Annotated in this window: 1 protein-coding gene; it reads right to left on the minus strand. The window is 65.3% G+C overall.

Annotation, left to right across the window (positions count from 1 at the left end; genetic code table 11):
* On the minus strand, nt 1-222 hold a 222-nt coding region (locus DBV10_RS22650; protein WP_255424872.1), incomplete at its 3' end, for an alpha/beta hydrolase-fold protein.
* Between the last annotated feature and the right edge of the window lie 46 nt (nt 223-268).

Raw genomic sequence — 268 nt, forward strand, 5'->3', positions numbered from 1 at the left:
GGCCGCCAGGCGCTGGGCACCGGCCTTGGCCATGAAGGTCTCATCGGTACAGGTCAGGCCCGCCAGGTAGAGCAGGGCGGGCACCGGCCCTTGCTGCGCCTGCGGGGGCAGGAACACCGAGAACTTCATCGGCAGCCCGATCGCGGTGGAGGCGTGCTGGTAGAAGCGCTGCTCGCCGCCGAAGCAGGCGTGGCTGCTGAGGAGTTCTGGGGAGGTGGTCATGGTGGGTGCTCTGAAATGAATAGCTTTTAGCGCTTATTGGACAAGC

It is taken from the genome of Acidovorax sp. FJL06, assembly GCF_003852545.1.
Taxonomy (GTDB): Bacteria; Pseudomonadota; Gammaproteobacteria; order Burkholderiales; family Burkholderiaceae_C; genus Acidovorax.